The organism is Dysgonomonas sp. Shenzhen-Wh21, from assembly GCF_043392705.1.
GTDB lineage: Bacteria > Bacteroidota > Bacteroidia > Bacteroidales > Dysgonomonadaceae > Dysgonomonas.
The window spans coordinates 1-14762 of the sequence record NZ_JAIXHZ010000074.1 but is presented as its reverse complement, the minus strand read 5'-3'; the positions used below and the strand labels follow the sequence as shown (position 1 = coordinate 14762).

Below are 14762 nucleotides of genomic sequence, written 5' to 3'. Positions count from 1 at the left end.
AATTGGAGGAGGTAACAAAACAACATGCTATTATAAAAAGGATATATTTAAAAACTAAAAGGAGTTTATTAAACATTATATATATTATTAATTTTTAATTTAAACTTAACAAAAAATCATTGTGTTTGTAATAGACTGTTAATTGTGTTTATTCTTTTTTTGAAGAATACTTGTAAATATCGATATTAAAAGTTCATTCACGTATAAAAGTGAGTTATTAAACAGAGTAAAATTATACAAATTATTTATATAAAGCGTATTATGAACTTTATTAAAACAATGTTAATAACTATGATTGTTGATAAATTTTCATTTTTTAATCTATTAATAATTGTTGATAAACCTTTCATAGCAGAATGATAAAAGCCTGTGATTTTTAATTGTTATCTGCGACTTATTTCATATATGTTGTTTAGTTTCATAAAACAATTGATTTTGTTTTAAAAATCTATTAACAGTTATCAACAGTTTATCAACAATCTTTTTTGATAATCTAAATATGTAAATAAAGAATAGGAAACAATTGATAAGAAATACTAATTTAAGTAGCATATTCACAGATAAATATATAATTTTGTTATTCATTAATATAATAATGTAAAAGATGAAAGGTTTTCTTAAGAGTTTATTAGCCTCTATAGTAGGCTGTTCTATCGTTATAGGTATTTTTATTTTTATATTTATTCTTATAATAGCCGCTATGTCTTTCGGCTCATCTGATAAATATAATTTGAAAGATAATACTGTATTGACATTGAAACTTGAAGGTACTCTGTCTGAAAGAGTAGAACCAAATTCGTTTTTAGACTTGATAGGTCAAAATACGGATTTAGAAATAGGATTGGATGATATTCTTTCATCTATAAAGAAAGCAAAGGAGAATGATAATATAAAGGGAATTTATATTAATGCCGGTGCATTTGCTGCTTCTAATGCTTCGTTGAAAGAAATACGCGATCAGTTAGCAGACTTTAAAGAAAGCGGAAAGTTTATTATTGCTTACGCCGATGTTTATTCACAAGGATGCTATTACTTATCGTCAGTAGCAGACAAAGTAATAATGAACCCTCAGGGTAATCTCGATTTGCATGGACTTTCATCTTCACCTACTTTCTACAAAGGGCTACTTGATAAAATAGGTATCGAGATGCAGATATTTAAAGTAGGTACATTCAAATCTGCGGTTGAGCCTTTTATGCTTGATAAAATGAGTGATGCAAATAGAGAGCAGGTTACAGCATATATAAACGATATATGGTCTACTATTACATCCGAAATATCAGACTCCAGAAAAATATCGGTAGATAAAATAAACCAACTGACAGATTCTTTGCAAACATTCAAATTAGCCAATGTTTCAGTTAGTGATGGGCTTGTAGATACGTTGATGTATGAGACAGAAGTAAAAGAATATCTGAAAGATTTGCTCAAAGTAGAAAAAGCAAAAGATGTGAGAATGGCATCCATCAAGGATATGACTTCCGTACCATTTGTAAAAGAAAGTAATTCTAAAGATGTTATTGCCATACTTTATGCCGAAGGATCTATCAACAATGGATCCGGTAAAGATGGTATAACTGATAAGAGATATGTGAAGGAAATTGAAAAACTGAAAGATAACGATAAAGTAAAAGCTGTAGTTTTCCGTGTCAATTCGCCCGGAGGAAGTGCTTATGCTTCGGAACAAATATGGAAAGCCATTACCGACCTGAAAGCAAAGAAACCGGTGGTGGTATCTATGGGAGACTATGCGGCATCGGGAGGCTATTATATTGCATGTAATGCCTCTAAAATTATTGCTCAACCAAATACATTGACAGGATCAATAGGTATTTTTGGTATGTTCCCAAATTTTGAGGGATTGACTAAAAAAGTAGGATTATCGTTTGATAATGTGAAAACAAATAAATTTGCTGATTTTGGTGACGCTACCCGTCCGATGAGACCTGAGGAAAAAGTAATATTGCAGCAATATATTGAACATGGTTACGATCTGTTTTTAACTCGTTGTTCAGAAGGACGTAATATCCCAAAAGATTCGCTGGATCATATTGCTCAGGGTAGGGTATGGACAGGTAATCAAGCCTTGAAGATAGGATTGGTAGATGCTCTTGGAAATATAGATACTGCGATACAAGAAGCAGCGAAACTTGCCAAACTTGATGATTATTCTTTGCAGGATTATCCTAAAAAAGTTGACTTTTTAGAAAGTTTATTATCCAACCAGAAAGAAGAATTTGCGACAAAGGCAATGAAAGAATATCTTGGTAAGGATTATGAATTATTCAAGACTATAAAAGAGATAAAGGAACAAGATTTTGTTCAAGCTCGCATGCCTTATGACATAAGCATAAGATAAAGATTCTAACTATATAATGATAAAACAACAGCCCGTGCATATCAACAAATGGCTGCTACCATTTTCATGGTTGTACGGGATGATTGTATTTTTTAGAAATAAGTTTTTCGATTGGGGAATACTCAAACAGGAAGAGTTCGATATCCCTGTTATCTGTATAGGAAATATCACTGTAGGAGGTACGGGAAAAACTCCGCATACCGAGTACGTTATCCGTTTGTTGAAGGATAAATATAGGGTAGGGGTACTAAGCAGGGGGTATAAGCGTAGAACAAAAGGATTTATTCTTGCAGATGACAACACGACCAGTAAAGACATTGGGGACGAATCGTTCCAAATAAAAAACAAATTTCCGGATGTTATCGTTGCTGTGGATGGAGACAGGCGTAGAGGTATAAAAAAGCTTTTATCGCTAAAGAACCCACCTCAAATAATCTTATTGGATGATGCCTTTCAGCATCGTTATGTAAAACCATCTTTTACAATTATCCTCTCTGATTTTAATCGTCCTATATATGCAGATACCTTGCTTCCTGCAGGACGTTTGCGCGAACCTTTTTCAAAGATAGATGATGCAAATATGATAATCGTAACTAAATGTCCTTTGGACTTGCAGCCTATCGATTATCGCATTATTTTGCATGATGTGAATCCTTTCCCATATCAAAGTCTCTATTTTACTACTTTCGATTATTTAGAATTAAAACCTGTATTTCGCAATAGCGGAGAAAGCAGGTCGTTAGAATTCTTACGAAACAAAACTGTTCTATTGGCTACAGGTATAGCTTCACCTAAAGTGATAATAAAAAAACTATCGGAGTATACCCGTAAGATAGATACAATAACATATCCTGACCATTATAATTTTAAGACAAAGGACATAAAGTATATTTCCGATAAGTTTAGAAATATAAGTTCAGAGAAAAAAATAATTATGGTAACAGAAAAAGATGCAAGCCGATTAGTTTTGAAAGATATAGATGAAGAAATAAGAAAGTATCTCTATTATCTTCCTATCGAAGTTGCATTTATGGACAAAGGAGACGATTTTGAAGATAAAATATTAAAGCACGTAGAAGACAGTAGATTTAAACTTAACTAAACTGTTTTAAGAGTAACAAATAGAATATATGCTAGAAAAAATATACGAAACAGCATCGTTTATAAAAAATGTTGTGGGCACTGTACCCAATATAGCTATTATTTTGGGCACAGGTTTGGGAGAATTAGTACACGAAATAAGCGATAAGAAAGAAATGCCATACGAAAAAATTCCTAATTTTCCACTTTCTACAGTAGAAGGACATAGCGGAAAACTTATTTTTGGAAAGCTTGGCGGAAAGCCCGTATTGGCTATGCAAGGAAGATTTCACTACTACGAAGGCTATACTATGCAGGAGGTAACATTCCCTATTCGTGTTTTTCAGGCATTGGGTATTCAGTACTTGTTTGTATCAAATGCAGCGGGAGGAATGAATGGAAGCTTCGATATAGGCGATATCATGCTTATCGATGATCATATAAATTTATTTCCCGAACATCCATTAAGGGGTAAGAATTACAAAGAGCTTGGCACTCGCTTTCCGGATATGAGCGAAGCGTATAACAAAGAACTTCGCCTGATGGCTATGAATATTGCTAAAGAAAATAATATTAAGTTGCAGCACGGAGTTTATATAGGTACACAAGGCCCTACATTCGAAACTCCAGCTGAATATAATTGGTTTAAGATTATCGGTGGCGATGCCGTTGGTATGTCTACAGTACCTGAAGTAATTGTTGCCAATCATGCAAAAATGAAAGTACTGGCATTTTCTATAATCACTGATATAGGTATCATTGGAAAGATTGTAGAGGTGACGCACGAAGATGTGCAGGAAGCCGCTAAAATAGCACAGCCCAAGATGGCCTATATTATGCAGGAGGTGATAAAGAGACTGAATTAACAAATTGAAAATATTAGAAATATAAAGGATGCTGATTTTCTGTATCCTTTTTTATTTATCTTTATAGATAGGTTTTATTCAAATCCATTTCTTATGAAAGCATACATTCTATCTATTATCATCCTATATTTTTGTGTTTCCTCTGTATCTTATGCGCAGCAGCAAGTAACAATCAATCAGATAAATGCTGAGATATCGAAGGGAAATTTCGATAAATCGAAAAAAATGATAGACCTGTACATTGCTCAAAACAGTTTATCGTCGGAGGAAATTTATAATCTGAATTTTAAGAAAGATGTGCTTGATAGAATAGCGATAGATTTTTCGAAAAACAAATCAGATGTTGTTGAGTTCATTAAAAAATATTATCCCGATGTAAATGACAAGATGCTCTCCGAGTGGGAAAATGAGAAATCTCTCGAATCGATGATTATCAATGGAGAAAAAAAGTATATGAGCAGAGCTGCTCCAAATCTATTCAGAATAAATAAACAAGCGATAAAACGCAAATTGGAAGTAGAGGGAAACCAAAAAGATGAATTACAGAATGTACTGAAAACACATTTACCATCTGTTGTAGATGGTTTGAAAAATACAGGAAGCACTCAAATGCCTCCTGTGAAAATGAAAGTAAAATATACTGTAACCCTTAAGCCGAATGTTGTTCCAGCCGGAGAAATGGTACGATGTTGGCTGCCTTATCCGCGCGAAGATAATCGTCGTCAGACAGACGTAAAGTTACTTTCTGTAAATGATAATAATTATGTTATATCCCCATCCGATTATGCTCAGCGGACATTGTATATGCAAAAAATAGCAGAAAAAGATAAGCCGTTAACTTTTTCATTCGAGTTTTCTTATGCTTCGGCTGCCGAATGGTTCAATATAAAACCTGAAAGTATAAAGGATTATGATACGAATTCAGATTTGTATAAAGAATATACTGCGGAGAGGGAGGCTCATATAATTTTTACTGATCAGATAAAACGATTGTCTGACCGGATCATAGGGAATGAAAAGAATCCATACCTGAAGGTCAGGAAGATATTCGACTTCATCAGTGATAACTATCCTTGGGCAGGTGCTCGTGAATATTCGACGATACCAAATATACCTGAGTATGTGATTGAAAATCATCATGGCGATTGTGGACAAGTATCCTTACTTTTCATTACGCTTGCCCGTTATAATGGTATTCCGGCAAAATGGCAAAGCGGATTTATGATGCATCCCAATGAGCTCAATTTACATGACTGGGCGGAGGTTTATTTTGAGGGTGTAGGCTGGGTGCCTGTCGACCAGTCTTTTGGTAGAAGAGACTTAGAAATGAGTGACGATATCAAATATTTCTATGCCAATGGTATCGATGCATATCGTTGGATCGTAAATGATGATTATTCACAGCCTCTTTTCCCTGAAAAAATATATCCTCGAAGTGAAACTGTCGATTTTCAGCGAGGTGAACTCGAATGGCGGGGAGGAAATATTTATTTCAACCAATGGAATTGGGATATTGATGTAGAATATTTGAACTAAGCTTTTTCCTTCTTCGTATTGGGTAAAAATGCTGCTACCAATCCGATTAGTGGCAAATAAGCACAAATATCATATACATGCTGTATGCTGGTTTCGTCCGCTATTTTTCCCAGTATGGCAGATGCTATACCGGCTATGCCAAATGCCAGTCCGAAAAATAAACCGCCAATCAACCCTACTTTTCCGGGAACAAGTTCTTGTGCATATACCAGGATTGCTGAAAAGGCGGAAGAAAGTATAAATCCTATAAAGATGCTCAAGACGCATGTCCATACAAGCCCTACATGAGGCATGATGAGAGCGAATGGAGCCGTACCCAATATAGATACCCAAATCACATACTTTCGTCCGATACGGTCTCCTATAGGACCTCCTATAATTGTACCAAGTGCCACAGCAAATAAGAATGCAAACAAAAATAGCTGTGCATCTTTTACCGAAACACCAAACTTATCGATCAAATAAAACATGTAATAACTATTCAGGCTCGCCATATATACATATTTTGAAAATATGAGTATAAGCAGAATCGTGATGGCAAAAGCTACTTTACCCGAAGAATATACAGACTGTTTTTCTATAGAACTATCATCTTTTTTGGTAGGTTTGAGTCTATACAGATTGCTCTTATACCATTTGCTTATAACAAGCATAATACCAATACATACAAGAGCTATAAGCGACAGCCACTTTATATTCTGTTGACCGTATGGCGTAATTATCCATAAGGCCAATAACGGACCAACGGATGATCCGAAATTTCCCCCTACCTGAAAGATAGATTGTGCCAATCCTGTTTTTCCTCCCGAAGCCATATAGGCCAAGCGGGATGCTTCAGGATGGAAGATGGATGATCCAAGTCCCGTAAGAAATACGGCGATCAACACATGAATGAAATTTCCTGCAAAAGAAAGAGAAAGGATCCCTATCATCGAAAATGCCATTCCTATCGGCAAAGAATAGGGTTGAGGTCGTTTATCTGTGATAAGCCCCACTACAGGCTGGAATATGGACGAAGATAACTGAAAGACGAGTGTGATAAGCCCTATTTGGGTAAAGTTGAGCAATAACGAATCTTTCAGCAAGGGATATACCGCCGAAATGATCGATTGCAGCATATCGTTCAACATATGGCATGCGGCCAACATGGAGAGTATGGCGAAAGCTGTTCCTGTTTGACTAGTTGTTTTCATTGTGAATGAAGAAATAAAAAGTCTGCAAATGTAGACTTAAATATTGATATATAAAAAAGGGAGGTTTGTTTTACTGCCATTGTAGGATAGAATCACTATTTTTGTATTCAATTAATTTTTAGATAAATGAAAAGAACAGAAATTGCCAGTCTAGGAGAATTTGGTCTAATAGATCATCTGACAAAAAATATAGAACTAAAAAATTCAAGTTCAGAAAAAGGAGTAGGGGACGACGCTGCTGTTTTGTCGTATGGAAATAAGAAGACACTTGTAACAACCGATCTGCTGCTCGAAGGTATTCACTTCGATCTGATGTATGTTCCCCTGAAACACTTGGGATATAAATCGGCGATAGTAAATTTTTCAGACATCTATGCAATGAACGGACAACCAAAGCAAGTGACCGTATCGTTGGGTATTTCAAAGCGATTTTCTGTTGAAGATTTAGAATTATTTTATGATGGTCTTGCCCTTGCCTGTCAGGAATATGGCGTAGATCTTGTTGGTGGCGATACTTCGGCTTCGCTTACCGGCTTGGCTATCAGTATTACTTGCCTTGGCGAAGGAGAAGAAGGTAAAATCGTATATCGTAAAGGAGCAAAAGAAACAGATCTTGTTTGTGTTTCAGGAGATTTGGGTGCTGCATTTATGGGGCTTCAATTATTAGAACGCGAAAAGGCCATATACGACAGGAAAAGCGATTTTCAACCCGATTTTACAGGAAAAGAGTATCTTTTAGAACGCCAATTGAAACCCGAAGCCCGGAAAGATATTGTGAAATTTCTTGCTGAAGAAGGGATTGTACCAACTTCGATGATCGATATTTCAGACGGATTATCTTCCGAGCTGAAACATATCTGCAAACAAAGTAATGTAGGATGTCATATCTATGAAGAAAGACTACCTATCGATTATCAGACAGCCATGATGGCCGAACAGTTCAATATGAATGTAACTACTGTGGCAATGAATGGGGGAGAGGATTATGAATTGTTGTTTACTGTTCCTCTGTTTATGCACGACAAAGTATCGAAGATAAAGGGAGTACATATTATCGGTCATATCACCAAAGATGGGAATGGCTTTATTCTTGAAACCCGAGATGGGGCAGAAATAGAAATAAAAGCGCAAGGCTGGGATTCGATAGGAGAGAAATAAGCTCATAATTTTTGTAGGACGCAACAAATCATGCATGTTATTCATCTATCTTATTAGATGATTAACTTTAATTACAATATTATGAAAAAGATATTTTTTCTTTCTTCTTTTTTCCTGATATTTTTTGCAGGATGTGATACTTCTGAGCCTATAGAAAGTGATAATAGTTTATTGCCAAAAACAATAAAAACAGAGCAGTCTTATGATGCCGAGCCTCAGTATGATTATACGCATATTACAACTTTTGAATATGATAATTCTGACCGTCCGGTAAATATACTAAAGGAAACTTATCGTAGATTGAATAACGAAAAAGCAGATAAAAATGTATTAGTATACAGCATCTCCCGAAAATTGGAATATTCTGTGTATTCTAAATCGGAGAAGTCTCTTAGCTCAAGAGATCTAGTAGGTGTTACGCAAACAGATGTGATAAAAAGCTGGATTAAGGATAATGACTATTCTACACATACCGAAACTCGAGTATATGATCTAAAAAGCGAAAAAAATAATCTTATTGAAATTACCCTGAACGGAAAATTCAAAGAAACTATCGAGTTATCCAAGGGCTTAGCCGTAAAATATAATAAAGTGAGGTTTTCTAACCCTCCTGAAGAAAATACGATTAATTATACAGAGGAATATAAGTATAATAGTAAAGGCGATGTTTCGCAGTACAACTATATCTCACTATTGGATGATAGGTATGCCAGTGAAGAAAAATATTTATATGATAGCTTTAATGGAGTATATAAGCATATGAATATCCCTCAATGGTTGTTTATCGCTCTTTTCGGAAACGAAGGACGTATTCATAATATAAGAGAAATATATGTTGTGCATGGTGGCAAAGAAACACCTTTCGCAGAAAATATATATAGATACAACTCCGAATACTATCCTAAAGAGTCTGTATATCGTCCCAATTCTGAACTGGTTGGCATATGGGGCAGTAAAACAACTTATGACTATGTAAAAGCAAAAGTATCACAGATGAGACCATATTAATTATAACTTTTCTACATTTACAGTTCGCCTCAGGTATTCATCTTCGATTATCTGAGGCTTTTTATAAAAAGGAAAATACAAATATATAAGCAACTATTTTGTATTTTTGTATCTCAAAATATATATTAACCACATAATATGGAAATTGCAAGTAAGTATAATCCTGCCGAAGTAGAGGATAAATGGTATAAATACTGGTTAGAGAATAAGTTCTTTCATTCAGAACCTGATAGTCGCGAACCTTATACAATCGTTATTCCTCCACCAAACGTCACAGGTGTCCTTCATATGGGGCATATGCTGAATAATACGATACAGGATATACTTGTACGCCGTGCCCGTATGATGGGTAAGAATGCCTGCTGGGTACCGGGAACAGACCATGCATCTATCGCTACAGAAGCAAAGGTAGTGGGTAAACTTGCTGCCGAAGGAATAAGCAAAAACGACCTGAGCCGTGAAGCATTCCTTGAACATGCTTGGGAGTGGACTCACAAGCACGGGGGTATTATCCTCGAACAGTTGAAAAAACTAGGAGCGTCTTGCGACTGGGATCGTACCTGTTTTACGATGGATGAGAAACGCTCCGAAAGCGTATTGAAAGTTTTTGTAGATTTATATAATAAGGGTCTTATCTATCGTGGAATACGTATGGTAAACTGGGATCCGTCAGCTAAAACTGCTGTTTCGGATGAGGAAGTTATACATCACGAAGTAAATGGTAAATTATATTATTTAAGATATAAAGTGGAAGGTGAAGATGGCTATGCGGTAATAGCTACCACTCGTCCCGAAACAATATTTGGAGATATTGCGGTATGTATCAATCCGAATGATCCGAAGACTGCACACATGAAAGGCAAGAAAGTGATCGTGCCGATTGCTAATCGTGTAGTACCAATTATCGAAGACGAATATGTGGATATGGAATTCGGTACAGGATTCTTGAAAGTAACACCTGCCCATGATGTAAATGACTATATGCTGGGCGAAAAATATAATCTTGAGGTTATTGATATCTTCAACGATAATGGAACGTTAAATTCTCATGGACTTCAATACGAAGGGATGGATCGTTTCGATGTACGTAAGAAAATCGAAAAAGATCTTGAAGAATTGGGCTTGATGGAAAAAACAGAGGCTTATACAAATAGTGTGGGTTATTCTGAACGTACAAATGTACCTATCGAGCCGAAGCTTTCTATGCAATGGTTCCTCAAGATGGAGGATCTGGCAAAGCCTGCATTGGAAGCTGTGGAAAATGACACAATCAAATTCCACCCTGCGAAGTTTAAGAATACTTACCGTCACTGGATGGAAAATATAAAGGACTGGAATATCAGCCGCCAGTTGTGGTGGGGACATCAGATTCCGGCTTACTATCTGCCCGAAGGTGGATTTGTAGTAGGAGAGACCCCTGAGAAAGCCTTGGCGGAGGCTCAAAAGCAAAATCCAAACCTCAAGATGGAAGATCTGCGTCAGGATGAAGATTGTCTCGACACATGGTTCTCTTCATGGTTGTGGCCTATTTCGGTATTCGATGGTATAAATAATCCGGACAATAAGGATATTAAATATTATTATCCAACGAATGATCTTGTTACTGGCCCGGATATTATTTTCTTCTGGGTGGCACGTATGATCATGTCAGGATACGAGTATCGTGGCAAAGCATGCTTTAACAATGTATACTTTACGGGTATCGTTCGCGACAAATTGGGGCGCAAGATGTCTAAACAACTTGGCAACTCGCCCGATCCTATCGAACTGATGGAAAAATACGGAGCTGACGGTGTTCGTATGGGCTTGTTACTTACAGCTCCGGCGGGTAACGACTTGCCATTTGACGAAAGTCTTTGCGAACAGGGACGTAATTTCAATAACAAAATATGGAATGCTTTCCGCCTGGTAAAAGGGTGGGAGGTAAGCGACTCTATCGAACAGCCTGAGTCGTCGAGAATAGCAATAGAATGGTTCCAGAATGTGCTGGCTAAGACTGCTTCGGAGCTTGATGATTTGTTTGGAAAATATCGCCTTTCTGAGGCTTTAATGTCTCTCTATAAGCTTTTCTGGGACGAGTTCTCTTCTTGGTATCTTGAGATGGCAAAACCGGCTTATCAGCAACCTATCGATAAGAAGACTTATGAAGCAACGTTAGGCTTCTTCGATTCCCTGCTTCGTTTGCTTCATCCATTTATGCCGTTTATTACAGAGGAACTATGGCAGGCTCTTGCCGAACGCAAAGCGGGTGAGAGTATCATGGTATCTGAAATGCCGAAAGAGGTTTCTTTCAGCAATGATCTGATTGATACTTTCGAGAAAGTGAAAGAGGTGATTGCAGGTGTGCGTACTATCCGCTTACAAAAGAACATTCCGAATAAAGAGGAATTATCGCTAGAAGTAATAGGACAATATAATACAGATTTCGACAGTGTGATCTCTAAGATGGGTAACCTTACTTCGATCAATACTGTTGCCGAAAAAGATCCTACTTCGGTTTCTTTCCTTGTTGGCACTACAGAGTTTTCTGTTCCACTTGGGAATAATATAGATATAGAAGCCGAATTGAAAAGACTGAATGATGAGCTTAAGTATCTTGAAGGCTTCTTAAAATCAGTTGCAGCGAAACTAAGCAACGAGAAGTTTGTTGCTAATGCTAAGCCCGAAATTGTGGAAAACGAGCGTAAAAAGCAAGCGGATGCCGAAAGCAAGATAAAGACGATTAAGGAAAGTATTGCAAATCTAAAAAAATGATATTAAGTAGGAGAGGAGCTATGTTCAGATAGCTCCTTTTTACACAGAATATAGTTTCAAATAAAATTATTCAAATTTAAACGAATGCTAAAGATTCTCTACCTCTTATACCAATGGATCATATTTGTTCCGCTATTAATATTAGCTACCATTTGGTGTACCCTTACTATTATTATCGGATCGACCTTAGGAAACAATAAGTTTTGGGGATACTATCCAGGAGTGATATGGGGGCGTTTTGTTTGTATGGCTGCTCTGTTGAAGATCAAAGTGAATAGAAATTCAAAATTGGATAAAAACCAATCGTATGTGTTTGTCGCTAATCATCAGGGAGCGTTCGATATATTTCTTATATATGGTTATCTCGATCACAACTTTAAGTGGCTGATGAAACAGGCTCTCAAAAAAATGCCTTTAGTAGGCTTTGCGTCAGCAAAAGCGGGACATGTTTTTGTAGATTCTACTACAAGAAAGGGGATTGTAGATACAATGAGAAATACGAAGAATACACTCAAAGACGGAATGTCTACCGTAGTTTTCCCCGAAGGGCATCGCTCACCGGACGGACGGATGGCAGAATTTAAGAAAGGGGCTTTTCAGACAGCAGTGAGCTTGAAATTACCGATTGTCCCTCTTACCATTGATGGAGCATATAAAGTTTTACCAATACACTCGTGGAAAATGAGTCCGGCAAAGATAAAATTGACATTTCATGACCCTATAGAAACTAAGGATCTTAAAGCGGATGATATTGCAGAATTGATGGATAAAGTGTATTCAACTATTCAATCTGCTTTGCCAGAGGAGAACAAATAAAGGTTTCTCACACTTGTGTATGAGAAAGAGTATCTGTATTTTCCTTATCTTCATTGATGTTTATTAGATACTCTTCTCTTATTGTTCTCATTACTTCAATAGGAACTTCCCTTTCAGAATAAATAATATTTTCTCCTTCATCCATGTAAAATATGATAGAGAAGTTTCCCTCTATATTTTGTAAATCTGTATATACCTTTATCTCGTAGTCATTGTTATTATCAAACTCAATTTCAATATTATATGCAATCATCATTGTCGTAAAGTGATGAATCTTCCTTTGAGTACGGAAAGGTTTATTTTCTATTATATATTCAAGTTTATCGGGATGCAAAATAAATATCTCTTTGCCTTTTCTTTTCCATTTCAAGGTGTAGAAAGCAAAAAGAAGTACTAGGAACATGAATACCAAAAGACAGCATACGACAAAATAATCTTTTATAGTATAACTATCATTTATGAAAAAAGAGAAAGTGAGACCAATCACAGAAACTATAGCCAAAAAGAAAACGAATATATGCAAGAATATATAAAACTTTCCTCCGGATATCTCTAGTTTAATCATTTTATCTTTTTTCTCCAGAGTATATGGATATACAATTCTTCTCTTCATAGTATCAGTGTCGTAAATTGAATTAGTATTTTCAGAACCGAAAGTTATAGAATTATTGACAAATATTAATAAGCGAGTATATTTTATTGAAAAAGGTTGCCTCTATCGATAGAAGCAACCTTAAGTATATAAATTATTTGTGTAAGAATTATCAATCTATATTCGAAGGGCCTTTTGGAGCCTGATCGATAAGTTCCATAAACTGATTCAGTTCCGGAGTGATAATTATCTGAGTTCTGCGGTTGAGAGCTTTTCCCTCGGCAGTGCTGTTTGTTGCTACCGGATTATATTCTCCACGTCCTGCTGCTGTCAGACGTTTAGGATCGACACCATAATTGTTTTGAAGTGCCTGAACCACAGAAGAAGCACGCAAAGCACTCAAGTCCCAGTTGTTTCGGATATTAGGACGCGAAATAGGGTCTGTATCGGTATTTCCTTCCACCAACACGCTATAATCCTTATAATCCATAATGATTTTAGCGATCTTGCTAAGAATTTCTCCCGCCTTGGTGCTTATCTCGTAACCACCCGAACGGTATAGCATTCTGTCATCCAAAGAAATATATACAACGCCTTTCAATACCTTGATATCCAAATCCTGCATTTCGTCGCGTGTAAGCGAACGTGTAAGGTTATTTATCATTACGATATTCAAAGAGTCGGAGCGGTTTTTGGCCTGTACCAAATGCTGTATAAAGCGGTTAGACGAATTGATCTCATCTACCAACTTCGTGATGTTTACATTGCCTTGCGTGTTTTGCAAAAGGCTCTTGTTCAACAAACCTTGCATCTCGGCATAGGCAGCACGCAAATCTTCATTGTTTTTTCGGGCTTCTGCCAATCGATCTTCAAGGCTTGCTACCCGGGTACGGCTTTCGGCTAATTGCAATTGGCTTTCCTGATAATTTCTTTGTAAATCTTTCTGTTCTGTTTGCAGGCGATTATAGTCTGTTTCTAAATTCGTAAACTGCTTTTTACTAACACAGCTAGTAAAAATGATGCTCGCAGTTAATACCAGCAAGGAAAAAGAATACTTCATAGCTAGTCTGATTTTAATTATGTTTATAACTCACATCTAAACAATGAGCCTCGCCATTTGGTTGTTAAAAAAAAGATTTATTAAGAGATAGATTGTTAGAAGCTGAACTTTTAGTGTAAAATGATAAGATATTTAACTATTATGTAAGGTTTTGTGAGAGTGGGGAGTTTCATATTCTTAATTCTTGGTATTCGGAAATAGAATCTAACTTAATAGCAAGACTATCTTGTGCTAATAGTGATGCATTATAAAAAAGGACTAAGAATGTTATAATAAATGACTTTTTCATATATCATATTTTGTATCTGTTGGTACAAAGATAAATTTATATGAATAATTA

General features: G+C 36.2%; 11 protein-coding genes. 8 read left to right on the top strand and 3 right to left on the bottom strand.

Features of this window, described 5'->3' with window-relative positions; genetic code table 11:
• The first annotated feature begins 604 nt into the window (after nt 1-604).
• From sppA to LDB17_RS04385, 4 genes are all read left to right on the top strand, one after another.
• Nucleotides 605-2359 (top strand): signal peptide peptidase SppA, encoded by a 1755-nt coding sequence (gene sppA / locus LDB17_RS04400; RefSeq protein ID WP_252637861.1) that lies wholly within the window; start codon nt 605-607, stop codon nt 2357-2359.
• A 16-nt stretch (nt 2360-2375) separates the two neighbouring features.
• Nucleotides 2376-3461: a tetraacyldisaccharide 4'-kinase gene (gene lpxK / locus LDB17_RS04395; RefSeq protein ID WP_252637862.1), complete on the top strand. Its 1086-nt coding sequence runs from the start codon at nt 2376-2378 to the stop codon at nt 3459-3461.
• Between the two features lie 28 nt (nt 3462-3489).
• Nucleotides 3490-4305, top strand: coding sequence for a purine-nucleoside phosphorylase (locus LDB17_RS04390; protein ID WP_252637863.1), 816 nt, complete (start codon nt 3490-3492; stop codon nt 4303-4305).
• A 93-nt stretch (nt 4306-4398) separates the two neighbouring features.
• Nucleotides 4399-5841, top strand: a complete 1443-nt coding sequence (locus LDB17_RS04385; protein ID WP_252637864.1) for a transglutaminase-like domain-containing protein — start codon at nt 4399-4401, stop codon at nt 5839-5841.
• Here the strand turns inward: LDB17_RS04385 and LDB17_RS04380 are convergent.
• The gene (locus LDB17_RS04380; protein ID WP_252637865.1) at nt 5838-7034 is read right to left on the bottom strand and encodes an MFS transporter; all 1197 of its coding nucleotides are present in this window, start codon (nt 7032-7034) and stop codon (nt 5838-5840) included. The genes LDB17_RS04385 and LDB17_RS04380 overlap by 4 nt on opposite strands.
• Before the next feature lie 126 nt (nt 7035-7160).
• On the opposite strand from LDB17_RS04380, the gene thiL reads away from it, so the two are divergent.
• The 4 genes from thiL to LDB17_RS04360 all read left to right on the top strand — a co-directional run bounded on the left by thiL (nt 7161) and on the right by LDB17_RS04360 (nt 12770).
• Nucleotides 7161-8192: a thiamine-phosphate kinase gene (thiL, locus tag LDB17_RS04375; protein ID WP_252637866.1), complete on the top strand. Its 1032-nt coding sequence runs from the start codon at nt 7161-7163 to the stop codon at nt 8190-8192.
• A gap of 81 nt (nt 8193-8273) precedes the next feature.
• Nucleotides 8274-9200, top strand: coding sequence for a hypothetical protein (locus LDB17_RS04370; protein ID WP_252637867.1), 927 nt, complete (start codon nt 8274-8276; stop codon nt 9198-9200).
• Nucleotides 9201-9338: 138 nt separating this feature from the next.
• Nucleotides 9339-11954 carry a valine--tRNA ligase gene (locus LDB17_RS04365; protein WP_252637868.1) on the top strand — a complete coding sequence of 872 codons (2616 nt, stop codon included), beginning with the start codon at nt 9339-9341 and terminating at the stop codon, nt 11952-11954.
• Between the two features lie 84 nt (nt 11955-12038).
• Nucleotides 12039-12770: a 1-acyl-sn-glycerol-3-phosphate acyltransferase gene (locus tag LDB17_RS04360; protein WP_252637869.1), complete on the top strand. Its 732-nt coding sequence runs from the start codon at nt 12039-12041 to the stop codon at nt 12768-12770.
• Between the two features lie 7 nt (nt 12771-12777).
• Here LDB17_RS04360 and LDB17_RS04355 read toward each other — a convergent pair whose 3' ends face one another.
• Nucleotides 12778-13383 (bottom strand): hypothetical protein, encoded by a 606-nt coding sequence (locus LDB17_RS04355; protein ID WP_252637870.1) that lies wholly within the window; start codon nt 13381-13383, stop codon nt 12778-12780.
• Nucleotides 13384-13534: 151 nt separating this feature from the next.
• Nucleotides 13535-14422, bottom strand: a complete 888-nt coding sequence (locus LDB17_RS04350) for an OmpA family protein (protein WP_252637871.1) — start codon at nt 14420-14422, stop codon at nt 13535-13537.
• Between the last annotated feature and the right edge of the window lie 340 nt (nt 14423-14762).

What these genes read in the sequence shown, in the direction of transcription:
- sppA (WP_252637861.1), top strand. Translation starts at nt 605, where the DNA reads ATGAAAGGTTTTCTTAAGAGTTTATTAGCCTCTATAGTAGGCTGTTCT.
- lpxK (WP_252637862.1), top strand. Translation starts at nt 2,376, where the DNA reads ATGATAAAACAACAGCCCGTGCATATCAACAAATGGCTGCTACCATTT.
- LDB17_RS04390 (WP_252637863.1), top strand. Translation starts at nt 3,490, where the DNA reads ATGCTAGAAAAAATATACGAAACAGCATCGTTTATAAAAAATGTTGTG.
- LDB17_RS04385 (WP_252637864.1), top strand. Translation starts at nt 4,399, where the DNA reads ATGAAAGCATACATTCTATCTATTATCATCCTATATTTTTGTGTTTCC.
- LDB17_RS04380 (WP_252637865.1), bottom strand. Translation starts at nt 7,034, where the DNA reads ATGAAAACAACTAGTCAAACAGGAACAGCTTTCGCCATACTCTCCATG.
- thiL (WP_252637866.1), top strand. Translation starts at nt 7,161, where the DNA reads ATGAAAAGAACAGAAATTGCCAGTCTAGGAGAATTTGGTCTAATAGAT.
- LDB17_RS04370 (WP_252637867.1), top strand. Translation starts at nt 8,274, where the DNA reads ATGAAAAAGATATTTTTTCTTTCTTCTTTTTTCCTGATATTTTTTGCA.
- LDB17_RS04365 (WP_252637868.1), top strand. Translation starts at nt 9,339, where the DNA reads ATGGAAATTGCAAGTAAGTATAATCCTGCCGAAGTAGAGGATAAATGG.
- LDB17_RS04360 (WP_252637869.1), top strand. Translation starts at nt 12,039, where the DNA reads ATGCTAAAGATTCTCTACCTCTTATACCAATGGATCATATTTGTTCCG.
- LDB17_RS04355 (WP_252637870.1), bottom strand. Translation starts at nt 13,383, where the DNA reads ATGAAGAGAAGAATTGTATATCCATATACTCTGGAGAAAAAAGATAAA.
- LDB17_RS04350 (WP_252637871.1), bottom strand. Translation starts at nt 14,422, where the DNA reads ATGAAGTATTCTTTTTCCTTGCTGGTATTAACTGCGAGCATCATTTTT.